20 protein-coding genes are annotated in these 15164 nt (G+C 60.4%); all 20 read left to right on the top strand.

Annotation, left to right across the window (positions count from 1 at the left end; all coding sequences use genetic code 11):
• The first annotated feature begins 7 nt into the window (after window positions 1-7).
• The 20 genes from C4K40_RS20545 (at window position 8) to C4K40_RS20450 (ending at window position 15137) form a co-directional block, all read left to right on the top strand.
• Entirely contained in the window at window positions 8-1099 is a 1092-nt protein-coding gene (locus tag C4K40_RS20545; RefSeq protein WP_053137488.1) for a DUF2213 domain-containing protein, read from the top strand.
• Complete coding sequence (locus C4K40_RS20540; protein ID WP_053137491.1) at window positions 1099-1527, top strand: hypothetical protein; 429 nt, start codon at window positions 1099-1101, stop codon at window positions 1525-1527. Before C4K40_RS20545 ends, C4K40_RS20540 begins: the two co-directional genes overlap by 1 nt.
• Before the next feature lie 25 nt (window positions 1528-1552).
• Window positions 1553-2479 (top strand): DUF2184 domain-containing protein, encoded by a 927-nt coding sequence (locus tag C4K40_RS20535; protein ID WP_053137494.1) that lies wholly within the window; start codon window positions 1553-1555, stop codon window positions 2477-2479.
• Window positions 2480-2491: 12 nt separating this feature from the next.
• Window positions 2492-2893 (top strand): hypothetical protein, encoded by a 402-nt coding sequence (locus C4K40_RS20530; RefSeq protein WP_053137497.1) that lies wholly within the window; start codon window positions 2492-2494, stop codon window positions 2891-2893.
• 41 nt (window positions 2894-2934) lie between these two features.
• Window positions 2935-3456 carry a DnaT-like ssDNA-binding protein gene (locus C4K40_RS20525; RefSeq protein WP_053137500.1) on the top strand — a complete coding sequence of 174 codons (522 nt, stop codon included), beginning with the start codon at window positions 2935-2937 and terminating at the stop codon, window positions 3454-3456.
• On the top strand, window positions 3453-4526 hold the full coding sequence (locus C4K40_RS20520; protein ID WP_053137501.1) for a hypothetical protein: 1074 nt from the start codon (window positions 3453-3455) through the stop codon (window positions 4524-4526). The genes C4K40_RS20525 and C4K40_RS20520 overlap by 4 nt, the downstream gene beginning before the upstream one ends.
• 2 nt (window positions 4527-4528) lie before the next feature.
• Window positions 4529-4918 carry a hypothetical protein gene (locus C4K40_RS20515; RefSeq protein WP_053137504.1) on the top strand — a complete coding sequence of 130 codons (390 nt, stop codon included), beginning with the start codon at window positions 4529-4531 and terminating at the stop codon, window positions 4916-4918.
• A 13-nt stretch (window positions 4919-4931) separates the two neighbouring features.
• A complete protein-coding gene (locus tag C4K40_RS20510; RefSeq protein WP_053137554.1) occupies window positions 4932-5357 on the top strand; it encodes a hypothetical protein in 426 nt (141 codons plus the stop codon).
• Window positions 5354-5782, top strand: a complete 429-nt coding sequence (locus C4K40_RS20505) for a phage tail terminator-like protein (protein ID WP_053137507.1) — start codon at window positions 5354-5356, stop codon at window positions 5780-5782. The genes C4K40_RS20510 and C4K40_RS20505 overlap by 4 nt, the downstream gene beginning before the upstream one ends.
• A gap of 38 nt (window positions 5783-5820) precedes the next feature.
• Window positions 5821-6477 (top strand): phage tail protein, encoded by a 657-nt coding sequence (locus tag C4K40_RS20500; protein ID WP_053137510.1) that lies wholly within the window; start codon window positions 5821-5823, stop codon window positions 6475-6477.
• Window positions 6478-6486: 9 nt separating this feature from the next.
• Complete coding sequence (locus tag C4K40_RS20495) at window positions 6487-6870, top strand: phage tail assembly chaperone (RefSeq protein ID WP_053137514.1); 384 nt, start codon at window positions 6487-6489, stop codon at window positions 6868-6870.
• A gap of 62 nt (window positions 6871-6932) precedes the next feature.
• On the top strand, window positions 6933-7184 hold the full coding sequence (locus tag C4K40_RS20490) for a DUF1799 domain-containing protein (RefSeq protein WP_053137557.1): 252 nt from the start codon (window positions 6933-6935) through the stop codon (window positions 7182-7184).
• Between the two features lie 3 nt (window positions 7185-7187).
• On the top strand, window positions 7188-10256 hold the full coding sequence (locus C4K40_RS20485) for a phage tail tape measure protein (protein WP_053137516.1): 3069 nt from the start codon (window positions 7188-7190) through the stop codon (window positions 10254-10256).
• Between the two features lie 54 nt (window positions 10257-10310).
• Window positions 10311-10649 carry a phage tail protein gene (locus C4K40_RS20480; protein ID WP_053137519.1) on the top strand — a complete coding sequence of 113 codons (339 nt, stop codon included), beginning with the start codon at window positions 10311-10313 and terminating at the stop codon, window positions 10647-10649.
• Window positions 10646-12001, top strand: a complete 1356-nt coding sequence (locus C4K40_RS20475) for a pyocin knob domain-containing protein (protein WP_124421348.1) — start codon at window positions 10646-10648, stop codon at window positions 11999-12001. The genes C4K40_RS20480 and C4K40_RS20475 overlap by 4 nt, the downstream gene beginning before the upstream one ends.
• A complete protein-coding gene (locus tag C4K40_RS20470; RefSeq protein WP_053137522.1) occupies window positions 12002-12388 on the top strand; it encodes a hypothetical protein in 387 nt (128 codons plus the stop codon).
• The gene (locus tag C4K40_RS31615) at window positions 12354-12524 is read left to right on the top strand and encodes a hypothetical protein (protein ID WP_164485033.1); all 171 of its coding nucleotides are present in this window, start codon (window positions 12354-12356) and stop codon (window positions 12522-12524) included. Before C4K40_RS20470 ends, C4K40_RS31615 begins: the two co-directional genes overlap by 35 nt.
• A 62-nt stretch (window positions 12525-12586) precedes the next feature.
• Window positions 12587-13270 (top strand): phage minor tail protein L, encoded by a 684-nt coding sequence (locus tag C4K40_RS20465; protein WP_053137525.1) that lies wholly within the window; start codon window positions 12587-12589, stop codon window positions 13268-13270.
• Between the two features lie 2 nt (window positions 13271-13272).
• On the top strand, window positions 13273-14043 hold the full coding sequence (locus C4K40_RS20460) for a C40 family peptidase (RefSeq protein WP_124421347.1): 771 nt from the start codon (window positions 13273-13275) through the stop codon (window positions 14041-14043).
• A gap of 512 nt (window positions 14044-14555) precedes the next feature.
• On the top strand, window positions 14556-15137 hold the full coding sequence (locus C4K40_RS20450) for a tail assembly protein (protein WP_053138930.1): 582 nt from the start codon (window positions 14556-14558) through the stop codon (window positions 15135-15137).
• The last annotated feature ends 27 nt before the right edge of the window (window positions 15138-15164 follow it).

Genomic DNA, 15164 nt, shown 5'->3' with positions numbered 1-15164 from the left:
TACCAACATGCTCTTACATGACGCCGTGTCGGTGTCTGGCGTTCGCCGGACAGCTGACGGCTACCTTGTGGCCGACGCCCGGGTAGCGCGCACCGGCATTCAGGAATACCTGGGCTCTGAAGTGGGCAAACCTCACGTTCCGATTGTCCGTGTTTACCGGCCGCCGGAGGCAGTGTTCGCCGAGGATGCAATGCGCTCCTATGCCTATCGGCCAATGACCAACGACCACCACGGGGATGTTAACGCCGACAACTGGCGCCACCTTGCTGTGGGTCAGACCGGCTCCGAGATCCTGCGCGACGGAGAGTTCGTCAGGGTGCCTCTGGTGCTCATGGATGCTGAAACCATCCGCGACTACGAAGCTGGTAAGCGCGAGCTTTCGATGGGCCTGGAAGCCTCCTTGGTGTTCGAGGACGGCATTACCCCAGGCGGCGAGAAGTACGACGCCCGTATCGAATCCATGCGCATGAACCATCTGGCCCTGGTCGACAAGGCCAGGGGCGGCGAACACCTCCGCATCGGAGACAACCAACCAACCACCAAAGGAGGCCATTCCATGGCTGATTCCCTGCGCACGGTCATTGTTGATGGCCTGTCCGTTCAAACCACCGACCAGGGCGCCCAGGCGATCGACAAGCTGACCAAGCAGCTGGGCGACTCGGCGACCACCATTCAGCAGCTCAAGGATGCCCATGCCGCTGCGTTGGCAAACAAGGATGCCGATCTGGCCAAGAAGGACGCAGAGCTCGACGGCCTGAAAGCTAAGCAGTTGAGCGATGCGGACATCGACAAGCGCGTCCAAGCCCGCGGCGATCTGATCGCTAAGGCCAAGTCCATCCAGGATGCCGACTACTCCGGTAAAAGCGATGCCGAGATCCGCAAAGCGGTGGTAACCGCCAAGCTGGGCGACGCCGCGATCGCCGGAAAGTCGGACGCCTATATCGATGTCCGTTTCGATCTGCTGGTCGAGGACGCGGCCAAGGATCCTGTGCGCAGCCATTTCCGGGCTCAGGACGGCAAGCCGCAGAACCCTAATGACAACGGCCAGTTGGCCTATGAGCAGCGTCTGCAAGACGCCTGGAAAGGAGGTGCCAAGTAATGGCCGTCCAAGATACCTACTCGGAAAACCTTCGCCCGGCGGTCCCTGGCCAACTGGTCGACATGTCGCCGAAAACATTGATATCCCGAACCGTCGAGGATGCCAACGGCATCGGCTTTGGCCTGCCGGCCTTCCAGGGGGCCCGGGACAAGGGCATCAAGAACGCAGGCACTGCGGCCCAGTTCGTGGGCATCACCGTACTGGAGCGTTCGCTGCAGGCCGAAGCCAATGGCTTCAAGCAGTACGACTCTGCGCGCTTGATCACTGAAGGCCCCGTCTGGGTGGCAGCGCCTGGCGCTGTAACTGCAGGCTCAGCCGTGACCCTGGGTGGCGTGATCATTCCAGGTGCGCGCTATGACACCAGCACTTCCGCCGCCGGCCAGCTCGCCCAGGTTCGCCTTGGCGTCGTGTCTGCACCTACCCCTTAATCGGCCTATGGCATAGGAGCCAACCATGACTTACAAACTGCTCGATGCCCAGGCCGCCCTGGGCTTCGTGATTTCCCAGACCTCGTACATCGAGCGTCAGGTCAACGAGACTGTTTACCCAGATATCCAGTACCCAAGCCTGGTTCCAGTCGACACCAGCGCCCACCCCTGGGCCAAGACCGTCACCTACTATTCCTCGGACAAGTACGGTAAGGCCGACTGGATCAACGGCAACGCCGATGATATTCCGATGGCCGGAACCGACAGGGCCAAACATGAGACCGCCATCCACATGGCGGGTATCGGCTACGGCTTTGGCTTGGAGGAGGTCAGTCAGGCGCAGATGCTCGGTTTGAACCTCCAGGCGGACGACGCAGATGCAGCCCGCCGCGCCTACGAGGAGATGGTCGACGAGGTCGCCCTCTACGGGGATGCGCGCAAGGGCTTCGTGGGTCTGACCAATGCCCCTACGGTCACCGCCGGCGCAGCCACTACTGGCGACTGGGATACCGCCACTCCTGGCCAGATTCTGGGCGATGTGAATAAGGCGCTGGCGGGTCAGTATTCCGGCACCTTGTACACCGGTCTTGCCGACACTCTCCTGCTGCCGTACAGCGCTTTCCTCCACATCAGCACTACACCGCTGAATGACAACGGCACTGACACCATCCTTTCGTGGCTGCTGACCAAGAACGTCTACACCGCCCAGACCGGTCGCCCGCTGACTATCCGCGCTATGCGGCGCTTGGATAAAGCTGGCGCTGGCGGTACCGCGCGTATGGTTGCGTACCGTCGCGATCCGCGAGTGGTCAAACTCCACATCCCGATGCCGCACCGCTTCCTGGCGGCGTACATCGCGGGGCCGCTGCGCACCGAGGTGCCCGGCATCTTCCGTCTGGGTGGCGTCGATGTGCGCCGTCCGAAAGAAATGCTGTACGTCGATGGCCTGTAAGGAGGGCGAGACATGGCACAGGTAACCAACAACGGCAACGTCACCCCAATAGGCCTGCCCAATGGTGTTCTGGTACCGCCTCAGCAAACCGTCGAGGTGCGGGGCTGGGGCAAGATCAAGGAGCATCCAATCGTCGCCCACTACCTCAAGGAGGGCGTTTTATCAGCGGAGGGTGAGCCGGAGGCTGATGCAGGCGACGCAGCCGAGGAGCGCCAAGCTCTGCTGGCCCAGTTGAAGACGCTCGGTGTCACCGCAGGTGCTAACAGCAAGCTGGAAACCTTGCAGAGTAAGTTGGCCGAGGCCCAGGCGGACGCCAAGGCTGAAGCCATCGCCAAGCTCAAGGAAAAGGGCATCGAAGTCGGCGAAGACGTCACTCTGGAAGAGCTGCAGGCCGAACTGGCCAAGCAGCAGTGATCCCCCGGGCGGTTCGCCGCCCATCTATTCGAGTAACTCCGATGTCTGAATTCTATGGAACCTTGGCCGGGGCCGATGCGTACCTGGCTGCCCGTGGAAACGCTGCCTGGGCATCCGCCGCTGAAGCGGACAAGTTGGCCGCCTTGGTGCGGGCATCGGGGTATGTGGACGGTATGGTCGGCCAGCCGGTGCCAAACACCACGGGCTGTACGTTCAATTTCCCCGGCAAGAAGGCCGGAGGATATGGCCAGGAACTGCAATGGCCACGAATCGGCGCTGTAGACCGCATGGGGGAGCAGGTACCGGGTGACCTGGTGCCGCCTGCCATCGAGAAAGCCACCTATGAGGCCGCCGCCCGCGAGCAGGCCGCGCCTGGCAGCCTAAATCCTGACTTCGTCCCGTCGCAGGTCGTGCAGCGCGAGAAGGTCGGGCCATTGGAGCAGGAGTTTGCGGTGGCCAAGAACGGCAACCCCAGTATCCGACCGGTGATCGGCGTTATCGACTCGCTGCTGTATCCGCTGCTGATTGTGCGCTGCCCGGCGCCGGCGGTGTACGTCGTATGAACGCCGCCGAGATACTGCGGGCCATCGAGGCGCTGGAGCCGGGTATGCAGCGAGCCTACCTCGACTCGATCCGCGCCGCGGTAGATGCCGCGGTGATCGCGGAGGTTGAGCGGCTCATCGCCGAGGAAGATGAGCAGGGCCTGGTGGCGCTGCTGAGCCTGGGCGCGTTGGCAGTCTTCGCAGAGGCAATGCGCGGCGCCTTCCTGGCCGGCGGCCGTTTCGAGATGACCGCCATCATCCTGCCGGCGCCGTTGCGCCGCGAGACTGGTCGTAAGGAGTTCGACCCGTCCACTGATCATGCTCAGGCCCGCGTTGCTGAGCAGGCCCAGCAGATTCGCCAGATCTCTGTCGACGGGGTTCGGGATGCTGTGCGGGCGGTGATGGGCAGCCGGCGAGTAGTTGGTGGGCCATGGGCACCGAGCCCAGGCGGTGGGCTGGGGCAGGCCGGGACTGTCTCACCTCCACAGCCAGCAAGAGGCGCCCGGCAAGCGGCCCTGGACCTGGTCGGTAGAGTGAGCCCGCAGACAGGGCAGCGAACGGGCGGAGTGTTGGGGCTGCCTGGAAACATGGCCCAGTATGTCGTCAACACCCGCCAGCAGTTGCTGAGCGGCGATCCCTCCGAAATGCGCAAGTACTTCGCCAGGACCCGACGCGACCGGAGATTCGACGGCATCGTCCGCCGGGCAATTGAGTCCGGGCAGCCTGTATCCGCTGCGGATGTCGAGAAGATCGCGGGCCGATATTCCGAGCGGCTGCTGAAAACCCACGTCGACATGCTGGCCAAGACCGCGGCGGCTGAATCCTTCAACGCTGGACGTGACCAGGCCTGGGAGCAACTGGTAGCCCAGGGCATTGACCGCAACAAGGTCACGAAGGAATGGCGCGACAGGGCCGACGAAAAGGTCAGGAACAGCCACCGGCACATGCGAGGCCAGACGGTGATTCTCGGGCAGGCGTTCCGCACTGGCAGCGGTGCTCTATTGCGATACCCGGGCGACTCCTCCCTGGGCGCCGGCTACGACGAGATCGCCAACTGTCGCTGTTTCATCATCTATAGCCTGAGGAAGTGACCATGGCAGATATCTACGACCGCAGCCGGAAGCTGGCGGTGCGAATGCTTGCGCCCCGGGTAAGGGGTGGAAAGGGTGCTGAAATGACCCTGCAACGCAAACAACAAGGGGTCTATGACCCTATGGCAGGCGGGGCGCCGGTTATCACGGTTGCTCACCATGGATCGGCTTTCCGCGATTCCTATGCGCAAAGGGACATCGATGGCACTCGCATACACCAGGGCGACGTGAAGTTGCTGGTGTCGCCGGAGAAGCTCGACGGTAGCGAACTCCCGATGCCAACTACTCAGGATCGAATCGTCTTCGACGGGAAGACTTACATCCTGATAGCCGTTATGCCCTGGAACTACGCCGGCCTGTCGGTTGGCTTCGAAGTGCAGGCGAGGGCATAGCATGGCCAATCACATGAGAACCCGCTATGGCGGCCTGTCCGGGTCGTTCTCCAGGACCCTCGAGCAGTTTCGGGACCAGGCCCTGGAAGACATGAATGAAGTATTTCGCCGGGTGATGATCGAGATTGGCTCGACGGTGATTCGCCTGTCCCCCGTGGATACCGGCCGGTTCAAGGGCAACTGGCAGTTCACAGTGGATGCGCCTGCAACCGCCAGCCTGGACAACTACGACAAGGAGGGGCATGACACGGTCGCCCGCCTGGTTGCGGACGTTCAGCACCTGACCTTCGGGCAGACGGCATACCTGGTCAACAACCTGGTCTATTCGATCCCCCTGGAATATGGACATAGCTCCCAGGCCCCCACGGGCATGCTTCGAATCACCATCAACGGGTTCCAGCAGATGGTTGAGCAGGCCGTCCGGGAGGTCTCCGCATGAGCCACGCACGCGCCCGCCAGGCGATCGAGATCAAGCTGGCGGCCTGGGCCTTGGACCGGCCAATTCGCGTGGCGAACTTCGAGCAAGGGTTTGAGCCCGGCCCTGACGAAACCTATCTGCGTGCCTTTCTCCTGCCCGGCATGACCAACTGTCGCTATCTGGCCGGGGAGGCCTACGAGTACTCCGGGGTCTACCAGGTCAGCATCGTTTGCCCGGCGGGCCAGGTAATGAGCACCGCTGAAGCCCTTATTGATGACCTGACCAGTCTCTTCCGCGTGGACTCAACCATCAGCATCAACGGCTTTGCCGGCCTGGTTACCGAGCCGGTACAGCAAGGGCCAACCATCACGGAGCCTGCGACTTACACGGTTCCTGCCAGCTTCACCTACCGCGGCATCGCGGACCAACCGCCCGCTGGGGCATAACCACCGCCACCTGGCGGGCTTTCAAGAGGAACACACCAATGGCCGCAAAATTTCCGCTGCCAAACGGCTCCGTGCTGGAGATCGCCAGCGTGATGGCAGCTGCCGTCGCCTTCACAGCTCTGACCAATGCCGCCCCTCCGGTGGCCACTGCTGCGGGTCACACCATTGAAAATGGCGATGTTCTGCTGGTCACCTCCGGCTGGGCGCTGATCAACGATCGAGCTGTCCGCGCTGCGAGTGTCGCGGCCGACACCTTTGCCCTGGGCGGCCTGAATACCACCAATACCGAGAAATACACGCCGGGAGCTGGCTTGGGGTCGGTGTTGCCCGTCGAGACCTGGGCTCAGATCTCTAAGGTGACGGCATTCACCTCCGCCGGCGGCGAGCAGCAATACCTGACCGTGGGTTACCTGGAGGACGACGATGATCGCCAGTTCCCCACCAACCGGAACCCGATCACCCTGACTATTACCGTCGAGGATCAACCCGGTGCGCCATACGTGGCCCTGGTGGAGGAGTATGGCGATACCAAGGCGCTGACTGTGCTTCGCCTGAAACTGCCCAACGGCGACCAGATCATCTACCCGGGCTTCGTGAGCATCACCAGCACGCCGACCATGGAGCGTAACCAGCTCATGACCAGGACCATCAGCGTCGCGCTGTCCGGCCGCCCAACTCGCTACAACGCTGCCTAAGGATCTCCCATGCCAAAAATCAAGATTGCGCAGAACCCTACGTTCAGCGCCGAGGTTCAAATTCCCCGCGTTGGCGGGGGGACGCAACCGGTTAGCTTCACCTTTCGCTACCTCGATCGCATCGCTCTGGCCAAGCTCTACGACGGCTGGAACAAGACTGCCGAAGAGCAAGCCGAAAAGGCCAAGGCAGACGGCGCGACGCTGGAACAGTTCACCGCTGCCGAAATCCAGCTGCAGGTTGAGCAAATCAAGGCGGTTGTAGTGGGCTGGGGGTTCGACGACAAGTTCACCGACGAGGCCGTTCTTGAACTGGTGAGCACTTGCCTGGGGTCTCCCCTGGCTGTGCTCAGTGCGTACCGGGAAGCGTACGCACAAGCCCGCCTGGGAAACTGAGGGCCGCGGCCCGGGCCTGCCACCACCGAGGCCCGTCTGCCGCGGAACTTGCAGCGGTGGGATTGACCCTCGCTGATATTCCAGAAGAAGAGGTAGAGATCTGGCCCGACCTGTGGCCGGCCTTTCTCCTGTTCGAGGCGATGAACACTCAGTGGCGCGTTGGGCCTGGCGGAGCTTCCGGGCTGGACTACGCCGCGATCCCACCAACGGCTCTTATGCTCGGCATCAAGCGCCGTGATCTTAAAAAAATCTTCCCGGATCTCCGTGTCATGGAGGCAGAGGCGCTGGCCGCTGCGGCTGAGTCGATGGAGTAGCGTATGACCACCATTGCAGAACTTGGTATCAAGGTTGACTCGGATGATGCGGTACAGGCGAGCTCCGACCTCGACCAGATGGCCGCTGCCGGTGCCCGGGTAGAGAAAGCCACAGAGGCGCTCGGAGAGACGTTTGATCAGGCAAAGGCCAGGCTTCTGCAACTCGGCAAGGAAGCCGTTGCTGCAAAAGAGGCACAGGTGGGCCTTGCCAACGTCGCAACGGGGCTGTCTGAGGCTCAGCAGGGGCTGATCAGCTCGACCGCCGCTGCCGCCCAGGCCCAGGCCCAGGTCGCCGCAGCTCAGCGCGCAACAGTTGTATCAACGGATAGCCTGGCAACGTCCAGTGCTCGGGCAGGAGCTGCTGTAAATGCCCAACAGGCGGAACTGCGGTCACTTCTCGAGCAAATCGACCCGGCCACCCGGGCGCTGAATCGCCTGGACGAGCAAGAGCGGAGGCTCGCCCAGCATAAAAAACTCGGTCTGGACCAGGAGGTCTTTACCACCTACCAGGCCAAGATTCAGCAGGCCAGGGAGGCAGTAACACGGCTCGATGACTCGCTGACTCGAACCGGGAACACTGCCAAGCAGACAGCTGCTGCGCTGCGGGGCGTGCCAGCGCAGTTCACCGATATTGTCGTGTCTCTCCAAGGCGGCCAGAACCCGCTGACTGTACTCCTGCAGCAGGGCGGGCAGCTCAAGGATATGTTCGGTGGTATTGGGCCGGCAGCGAAAGCGCTCGGCGGCTACGTGGTTGGTTTGATCAATCCGCTTAGCTTGGCAGCTGCAGCAGTTGCGACTCTTGGAGTGGCCTACTACCAAGGGTCTAAAGAGTCCGACGCTTTTCGGCAGGCCTTGATCAGCACGGGTAACGCCGCCGGCACCAGTTCAACGCAGTTAGCTGCGATGGCCGAGCGAATTGGCTCCACGGTTGGAACCACTGGTAAAGCAGCAGAGGTTCTCGCCCAACTCGCGTCGAGCGGAAAGATTGCCAGTACCAGCTTTCAGCAGATTGCTACCTCTGCGATTGAATGGGAAAAAGCCACGGGCAACGCGACGGAGACAACAATCGCCGAATTCGCGAAGATTGCCGACGATCCCGTCAAGACGCTGGCCACGCTGAATGAAAAGTACAACTTTCTGACGGCTTCGGTTTACGAGCAGGTGCGTGCCCTGCAGGAAAGTGGCGATAAACAGGGGGCCGCTACGGTTGCTGAAGAGGCCTATGCCAGTGCCTTGGCAGAACGGTCCCAGAAGATCCAGCAGAATCTGGGCTCTATTGAAACCGCCTGGAACCTTTTGGCGGGTGCGGCCAAGAAGGGCTGGGATGCGATGCTCAGTGTTGGTCGAGAGCAATCGCTCGATGAACAGATCAGCCACACCCAGAAGATGATCGAGGACCGGAAGACTGGGTTTCTCGCGAAGATTTTCCCTGATGATCTCGGCGAGAACAGCCAATCTACAAGCTTTCTCCGTGAGCGGTTGAACCTTCTGGTTAAAACTCGCGATGCGCTGGCGGCTCAAGCCAAGGCCGAGGGAGACAACGCCAGAATTCAGCGCGAAGGTGTTGTGGCATATGAGGGGTTCCAGAAGTCCCTGGAGGCGAACTTCACCAAGCGCCAGAAAATGAACAAGGCGCTGGCGGATGAGGAAAAGCGGATCGCCGCCGCGAGGAAAGCCGGGTACGCGATTACAGCCGAGCAGGAGGCTGCGGCACTCAAGTCCATCCGGGAAAACTCTATCTACAAAGAGGCTGATCCGAAAAAGCCCAAGCAATATGCAGAAGATGCCGGCACCAAGACTCTGGACCAGGCGCGCCAGCGATACGCGGTGCTGCAGCAGCAAAACACCCTCATTGGGGCCCAGCGGGGCGAAATGCAGAAGCTGGGAGAGGCTGGCCAGGCCCTTGTTCGCTGGGAGCAGCAACTATCAGAGATTAAGGGTAAGAAGACGCTCACCGCCGACCAGAAATCTCTGCTGGCGAATCAGGAGCAAATCACTACCCAGCTGAAGAAAAATGCGGCGCTCGAGCGGGAAATGGAACTGCGCAAGCTGGCGACCGATGAGGCACAGAAGTTGGCGGCCTTCCAGGCAAACGTGAATAGCCAGTTGCAGCGGGCCTCGGTCGGACTGAGCAGTAACCTGGCTGGCGCGGGGATGGGCGACGTTGAACGTCAGCGCATGCAGGAACGGCTGAGCATCGAACAGCAGTATCAGCAGCAGATGGATAACCTCGAGCAGCAGCACAACGAGGGGAGGATCAGCCAGTCCCTGTACGAAAAAGAAACCGACGCTCTACAGCAGGCCTTGGACAAGCGCCTGGAGATGCAGGAAAAGTACTACCAGGACGTGGATCAACAACAGCAGGATTGGTCGCTGGGCGCGCGGTCGGCATTCGCTTCCTACCTTGAACAGGCCCGGGACGTCGCTGGTCAAACCCGGGTGCTGTTCACCAACGCCTTAGGTTCCATGGAAGACGCGATTGTGCAGTTCGCGATGACAGGGAAGTTCTCGTTCGCTGACTTCACGAAGTCGGTCCTGGCCGATATGGCTCGGATTGCAGCACGGCAGGCGGCCTCCTCAGCATTGAGCTCGTTGTTCGGCATGGCGGCATCTGCGGCGTCCTCTTGGTTCGGCGGCGGTGCTACCGGAGCTACCCAGGCTGGGTACACCGGGTCCGGTTTCTCGAACTGGGTTGCTGGCCAGAGAGCTTCTGGTGGCCCAGTGGCGCCTAACTCCCTGTATGAGGTGAACGAGCGCGGCCCAGAGCTTTACAACCAAGGTGGCCGGTCGTTCCTCATGACTGGCGCAAGCGGTGGGAGCGTCACGCCTCTGACTTCTGGGGCGCTTGCCGGCGCAGCAGGTGTCCAGGGCGGCGGGAGCGGGTCAATGATCCAGGTGAACGCACCGGTCAGCCTTACGGTGCAAGACAGGGGCTCAGATGGTATGCAACTGGATCAGCAGGCGCTGCAGCAGAACATGCAGAAGCAGATGCTTGCAGCTGCGCAGAAGGCCGTCGATGACTCCTGGCGCCCTGGTGGAACCAGTTACATGAAAGCCCGCGGACGCGGGTGAATATTGCACAGAAACCATACCCGCTTCGGCGGGTTTTTCATGCCTGGAGTACTCATGGCTACCGAAACCTTCACCTGGAAGCCGAACAACGATCCGGCGGCCACCATTGAGTTTCGTACAAAGTCGGCCAAGTTTGGCGACGGATACGAGCAGCGGGCTCAGGACGGAATCAATAACCGCTCGCAGTCTTGGTCGCTGACGTTTACGGGCCGCAAGGCGCGCATTAAAGAGATCATGGCGTTCCTCGATCGACAGGCCGGCGCGACGCCGTTCTATTGGACTGGCCCGCTGGGTGGACCAATGCTCTATCGGTGTTCCCAGTATCAACCCAAGGCCATGGGGGGTGATGCTTACATCCTCACTGCCACCTTCGAACAGGCATTCCATCCATGACCATCAGACCAATCGACGTTGGACAAGAACCGAACGATGAAACCGGCGACACGCTGCGAGACGGCGGGATCATTATCAACGAGAACTTCGCTGAGCTGGATAGTCGGACCAGTGATGCGGCGAACAAGCTCGCAACGGTCCAGGCGGGAGCCACCAAGAATCGGCCGGATGCCGAGCTGCTGGCGAGAGCGAACCACACCGGAACGCAGTTGGCTGCAACCATTAGCGATTTCGCTACAGCGTCGAAAGCTATTTTGCAGACATACGGACTTGCTGAAAAAATCTTGGATATCCCAGAAGGGCAATTAAACACACTTTCTGTTAACAGTTTTGCGTTTTGTCGTCCTGCTGGTTCTGGAGTTTTGCCGTCACAAGATAATCACTACGTTATCCATCTACAACTAAATGATGCGGGATACGCAACGCAAATTGCATTGAATTTCGTAACAGGCAAACAGTATTCCCGCGTCAAGTCCAACGGCACTTGGCAAGCTTGGCGTTCGGTAGTCAGCGGGGGAGAATTCGGGATCGGAGGTAACGCCCCTGCTCCCGGTGGAACATCGATGAACGTCCGAAATGAAACAGGAATTTACGGTTTTGCCGCTAACTATACTGGATCACCAAATAGTACGGTTGGCGGTGAATACATAATGTTGCAAGGTGCGCCAGTATCCCAACGGGCCACGCAATTGGCGCTATCTCATGATAGTGACGAGTTGTGGTTTCGTCGGGACACTAACGGTTGGCAGCCGTGGAAAAAACTCGTAATGCAGGGTGAATACGGGGTGGGGGCAACATCCCTACAGGCATGCAACGACGCAAATAACGTTGCGGCTAGCGGTGATTTGCTGGTGTATCCCGGAACCCTAAACGGCCCTAACCCAGGCGTATACGGGACAATAAGGACAACGTTCTACGAGAAGTCTTCGAGCAACTGGACGCAACTTATTCTTTCCACGACTGGAAACAAGATGTTTTACAGGGGCTGTATCAACGGTGGAATACAGCCGTGGATGCAGGTTAACGAAGAATCAATAACGAACAGCAACGGGACCGCAGTCAAGTTCTCGGATGGGACCATGATTTGCTGGAAAGAGAGCTCGACCATCCAGACAACATCAAATCAAGTTTCAACGGGTGTCTTTCTCGGCACCGCCGAAATATTTACCTTTCCGGTTCCGTTCGTGACGATTGGGGTTGTCATTGCCTCCGTTTCGTACTCGGCAAATGCCTATTGCTGGGGGTCGGTAGGGGAAGGAAACAACCCGAATCAGTGCCGAATAGTTGGTTTCAGCCATGCGGCTAACGCTCAGTATCAAGCAAGATATCTTGCTGTCGGGAGGTGGCGATAAATGGTCATTATCAAGTTTTCTCCCGTGTGTACGGACAGGTTCCCGCGCCTCGAATCAGTTTTCATCGAGGGCTATGCCATCACCATCAACGGCGAGGCGTTCGACTTTTCTCCGCTTGAGCCAGGTTATGAGCTGGAGCTCGAGGCCATCGACTCGCCTCTGTTCGCCGACAAAGCAGTTATGTCCACCGACGGCGTCCTGTCGATCACCCTGCTCATGCCCTACGACGAAGCCACGGCCACCGACGCCATCCGCTTCCCTGATCCTGTGACCGTGAGTGCCGCCGGCCCGGTGGACATTCCCACCGATCACCCGGCGCCACCTCCTGAGATCCCTACCATCGAGGACGACCATGGACTTCTCGCAGAGCAAGAAAACCTTCACTGAGCAGGACCAGAAAGCCAACGAGGCCCGGGAATACCTGCGCCAGACCGACTGGCTGGTGGTACGCAAGCTGGAAACCGGCAAGGACGTCCCAGCCGATATCGCAGAGAAGCGTGCCGAGGCGCGCAGTCTGATCTAGGCGCCGCCAGCACCCACCCCACCCGCCAGCGTGCGGGTTTCTTTTTGCCTTGAGGAAACACCATGCCGATCACGGCCGATATCCAGACCCTGGAGCCTGGCGCGTGGGTGGAGCTTTTCGAGCTCGACGCCACCAGCCTCGGCGCCGAACTCTACCGCTTTCACGGCTACCCCCAGCAGTCGTCGATCTTCTGGCAGGGGCTCGAGTATTCCCCCTGGCCGATCCAGGCCGAGGGTTTCGAGATGACGGGCCAGGGCGCGCAGCCTACCCCGAAGCTGTCAGTGGGCAACGTTGGCGGCTTCATCACTGCTCTGGTGCTGTATTTCGAGGACCTGGTCGGCGCGAAGCTGACCCGGCACCGGACGCTGGGCAAGTACCTGGATGGCCAGCCCGAAGCCGACCCCGAGGAGGAGCTGCCGCCGGATATCTGGTACGTCGAGCGCAAGGCCGCGGAGGACAACGAAACAGTGCAGTTCGAGCTGTCCAGCGCCCTGGACTTCAACGGCGTGCAGCTGCCACGGCGGCAGATCGTCGCCAACGTCTGCTGGTGGCTCAGCTGCGGTGGGTATCGCGGCCCTTACTGCGGCTACAACGGCGGCCCGGTGGCGGACGTCAACGACGTGATCGTCACCGATGCCGCCAAGGATAAATGCGGCGGGCGCCTGAGCAGCTGCAAGCTGCGTTTCGGCGGGAACAACCCGCTGCCCTACGGTTCGTTTCCTGCGGCGGGCCTGCTACGGAGTTGAACATGAACAAGGCGAACCTTGCGGCCATCGAGCGCCACGCTCTGGCCGAATACCCCCGCGAGTGCTGCGGGTTGCTGATTCGCGAGGGCCGGCGGCGGGTCTATGTGCCGTGTCGCAATACCGCCGCCACCCCCAGCGAGCACTTTCGCCTGGCTCCCGCGGACTACGCGGCAGCCGAGGAGCGCGGCGAGGTGCTGGCGGTGATCCACAGCCACCCGGATTACCCGGCCACGCCCAGCGAGGCGGACCGGGTGGCCTGCGAGGCCTCCGGGCTGCCCTGGCACATTGTCCAGGTACTGGCGGACGATGCCGGCCAACCGCGTATTGGCCAGTGGGCCCAGCTGGCGCCCAACGGCTACCAGGCACCCTTGGTTGGCCGGGCCTTCGCCCATGGCGTGCACGACTGCCTGAGCATCATCCTCGACTACTACCGGCGCGAGCTGGGTATAGAACTGGGCGACTACCAGCGCGAGGACGGCTGGTGGGACAAGGGCGGCAACCTCTACCTGGAGCACTTGCCCGAGGCCGGTTTCGAGCGGGTAGGGGACCTGCGCCAGGGCGACGTGGTGTTGATGCAGATCCGCTCGCCGGTGCCCAACCACGCGGCCATCTACCTGGCCGATGGCGTGCTCAAGAGCGAGCCGGCGCACTACCCGGCGCCGGGCTCCATCCTGCACCACCTCTATGGCCGCGACAGCAAGCGCGACACCTATGGCGGCTACTGGGGCGAGGTCACGGTCAGCATCTGGCGCCACCGGTCCATGATTTCCTGATCAGTGGTATCTTCTGCGGGTCTAACAGGGAGCGGAATTTATGCGAATACTGGTTGCTGGAGCGGCTCTAGCGTTGCTAGCAGGATGCTCCTCAAATCCAATCACTCTGCAGCAAGCTGAGCGGGCACCAAAAGACAAGGTGTATGCATTTCAAGCCGTGCCTCAGGGGGCTCATGGGGCTGTAACAGTCCTAAGAGACAGCGGAATCAATGCCTCTGCCTGTGATTTTTTGATTTATGTCGACGGAGAAAAGGCGGCCAAGCTTGGGACCGGCCAGAAAGTCACTTTCTATGTAAAGCCTGGGGCTATGAACCTTGGGGTGGGATTAGCTGGCACGGGTCTTTGCATGGGGCAGGCCATCCGAACTATCGGGGTCGAAGCAAAATTGGGGCAAGAAAGTGTTTTTCGAGTCAGCTCCGATATGTCTGGAATGTACATAGGTCCATACGTTGCGTATTGACCACTTGGTTAAGCAGCCGCCTTAGGGCGGCTTTTTGTTGCTTGGAGGAAGTATGCCTGATGAAAAAATGCAAACAGTTCTGCTGTCGGGGTCTTTGGCCAAAAAATTTGGGCGCCGCCACCGCATCGTCACTGGTGCTGGATTCAGCGATATTCGCGGATACTTCAAGCAGTTTGCTGGTTTCGAGCAGCATATGATGGACAGCACAAGCAAAGGGTTGCGTTATGCGGTTTTCAATGGAAAAGAAAACCTTACAGAGGACGACCTAGGAAAGCCAACCGGGCGAGACGTGATCCGAATTGTTCCAGTTATTACGGGATCTAAGCGCGCAGGCCTCCTGCAGACCATTGTTGGAGCGGCTCTAATCGTTGCTTCTTTTTTTGTTGCTCCAGGTGCTCAGGCTGCATTTCTTGGTGCTGGCGTTGGCATGACAGCTGGCGGTGTGATCCAGATGCTCAGCCCTCAGGCCAAGGGGCTTGGAACCCAGGACGCCCCCAACAACCGCCCCAGCTACAGCTTCAACGGCGCCGTGAATACCAGCGTCCAGGGCAACCCGGTTCCGCTACTTTACGGCCGCATGATCGTCGGTAGCGCAGTGATCAGCGCAGGGATCTACTCCGAAGACCAGATGTAAACCAGAACCTGCCACCAGGCCCGCCGA

Source organism: Pseudomonas sp. CMR5c, from assembly GCF_003850545.1.
GTDB lineage: Bacteria > Pseudomonadota > Gammaproteobacteria > Pseudomonadales > Pseudomonadaceae > Aquipseudomonas > Aquipseudomonas piscis.
The sequence above is the reverse complement of the archived record's forward strand: the minus strand, read 5'-3'. Positions and strand labels throughout refer to the sequence as shown.